The organism is Nonomuraea sp. KM88 (assembly GCF_052245635.1).
Taxonomy (GTDB): Bacteria; Actinomycetota; Actinomycetes; order Streptosporangiales; family Streptosporangiaceae; genus Nonomuraea.
Map to the genome: position 1 here is coordinate 1 of NZ_JBQQCC010000060.1, position 2,013 is coordinate 2,013.

Annotated in this window: 3 protein-coding genes; 2 read left to right on the top strand and 1 reads right to left on the bottom strand. The window is 69.5% G+C overall.

Annotated elements, in window-relative coordinates:
- The first annotated feature begins 143 nt into the window (after positions 1-143).
- On the top strand, positions 144-815 hold the full coding sequence (locus ACTWPV_RS49625; protein ID WP_443157216.1) for a winged helix-turn-helix transcriptional regulator: 672 nt from the start codon (positions 144-146) through the stop codon (positions 813-815).
- Positions 816-1,024: 209 nt separating this feature from the next.
- Positions 1,025-1,489, top strand: coding sequence for a TetR/AcrR family transcriptional regulator (locus ACTWPV_RS49630; RefSeq protein ID WP_443157217.1), 465 nt, complete (start codon positions 1,025-1,027; stop codon positions 1,487-1,489).
- Here ACTWPV_RS49630 and ACTWPV_RS49635 read toward each other — a convergent pair.
- The gene (locus ACTWPV_RS49635) at positions 1,486-1,629 is read right to left on the bottom strand and encodes a hypothetical protein (RefSeq protein ID WP_347650012.1); all 144 of its coding nucleotides are present in this window, start codon (positions 1,627-1,629) and stop codon (positions 1,486-1,488) included. The two genes, ACTWPV_RS49630 and ACTWPV_RS49635, sit on opposite strands and share 4 nt — an antisense overlap.
- Between the last annotated feature and the right edge of the window lie 384 nt (positions 1,630-2,013).

The window sequence follows — 2,013 nt, forward strand, 5'->3', positions numbered from 1 at the left end:
CCTGGCCAGGGCGATCGGATATCGCACGGTCGCCTGCGACGGCCCGCACGACATCATGGTCACCCACCCCGAACCACTGGCCCGGCTGCTGCTCGACGCGGTGACGCTTCAAGAAACGGAAGCGTGAAGACTAGAATGACGAAGTGGAGCAGCGGACCTACAACCAGTACTGCGCGACCGCGCGCACCCTTGACCTGATCGGCGAGCGTTGGACCCTCCTCCTGGTGCGCGAGCTGCTCACCGGCCCCAAACGCTTCAGGGATCTGCTGGCCAACCTGCCCGGGCTCGGCACGGGCCTGCTGGCCGCCCGGCTGAAGCACCTCGAAGGCCAGGGCCTCATCCGTAGGACCACGCTCCCGCCGCCCGCTCGCACGCCCGCCTACGACCTCACCGAGGCCGGGCGGGAACTCGGCCCCACGGTCCTCGCCATGGCCCGCTGGGGGATGAAGTGGGCAATGGACAACCGGCGGCCGGCGGAGACCTTCCGCTCCGGATGGGCGATGCTCGGACTGCAAGCCTGCTTCAGCCCGGACGCCGCCGCCGGCCTGCGCGCCGTCATCGAGTTCCGCATCGACGAGGAGACCTTTCACGCCCGCGTCCACGACGGCACCGTCGACATGGTCCACACGCCCGCACAGGCCCCGGACGCCACCGTCACCATCGACGGCGCCACCTTCCTCTCGATCACCGAAGGCCACACCACGCTCGCCGACGCCCTGAGCGCCGGCACCGCCACGACCGTCGGCGCCCCCGGGCTGCTGCGCAAGCTCCCCCGCCTGTTCCGCCAGCCCTCACCTGTGCCACGCAACGGTTGACCGCCTGCCCTGTGGTCCTGCATGCGGATTGTTCAAGGGTGCGCAGCGACGCCTGGAACAGGTGCTGGTGGGCGTTGATCAGGCCGGGCACGGCGACGTCGATGATCCGGTCGGCATCCGCTGCGGGCAGGTCGTGCCCGATGGCGGTGATCTGCGACCCGTCGATCAGGATGTCGGCATTGGTCAGCTCGCGGTCCTAGCCGTCGAAGGTGGTCACGTACGCGGGTCGGCTGAGCAGGATCTTCACGATGGGCGCCGGTGGTGTGCTTCGAGGAGCGGTCGGCGCCGACGCGGCGGACGATCCGTCCCTGGACCTGACGCGCGTCCGCGTCAGGAGGTCGGCCGCGCTGGAGCCATGGGACCGCGGCGAGAACGAGGCAATGGCCGCGCTGCACCGCTCCGCCATGACCCACGAGGAGGCCGCCCGGGCGGTGCAGCGCCTGTTCGACCGGCAGGTGCTGCCGGTGTTACGGGCGGCCCTGCCCGGCGATCCCAGCATCGAGGCGAAGGCCGGCCTGATCCACGCGCAGGGCCTCGGCATGATCGTGGGCCGCTACCCGCTCCGCCTCCAGCCACCGGCCGAGGGGACATACACGACGGTGTCGCCGGGGCCGTTTCCCGCTCCGAAACGGTACAACTCGACGATCTGGCCGCCGAGGTCGATCTCGGCCTAGGACTCGAAGACGATGTCCGGGAGCCTCCAGGTTGCGAAGGAGTCGCACTCGGCCTCGGCGCCGTACATGTTGTTCGAGCGCATTTCCTTTCCGTACGCGAGATCGTCCATCTTGTCGCGGGCGCTCCGTGACGTGATCACGCTACGTCGTCAGGGAAGGAGATGTTCCCGAACGTGTGGTCGCCGTGGTAGGCCGTGTTGGCGAGATAGCGGAAGCTCAGGACCGGCGGGGCCGCGGTTCGGGCCGAAGTATCCAGCCGGTCGTTCCCTGATCTCGCGATCGAGAAGGTGTCTCATCAGGTCGGACGGTCGCCGAGCTCAACGCGTTCCGTCCTGCCCTGCTGCTGGGATACGGCAGCGTGCTGCGTATGCTCGCCGCGGAGCAGGAGGCTGGCCGGCTGCGCGTCGCGCCGGTCCTGGTGGAGCCGGCCGGCGAAACCCTGACCGAGGACGACTACGCGCTGCTGGGCCGCGCGTTCGGCGCCAAGGTGCGCGACACTTACGGTGCCAGCGAGTGCCCCTTCC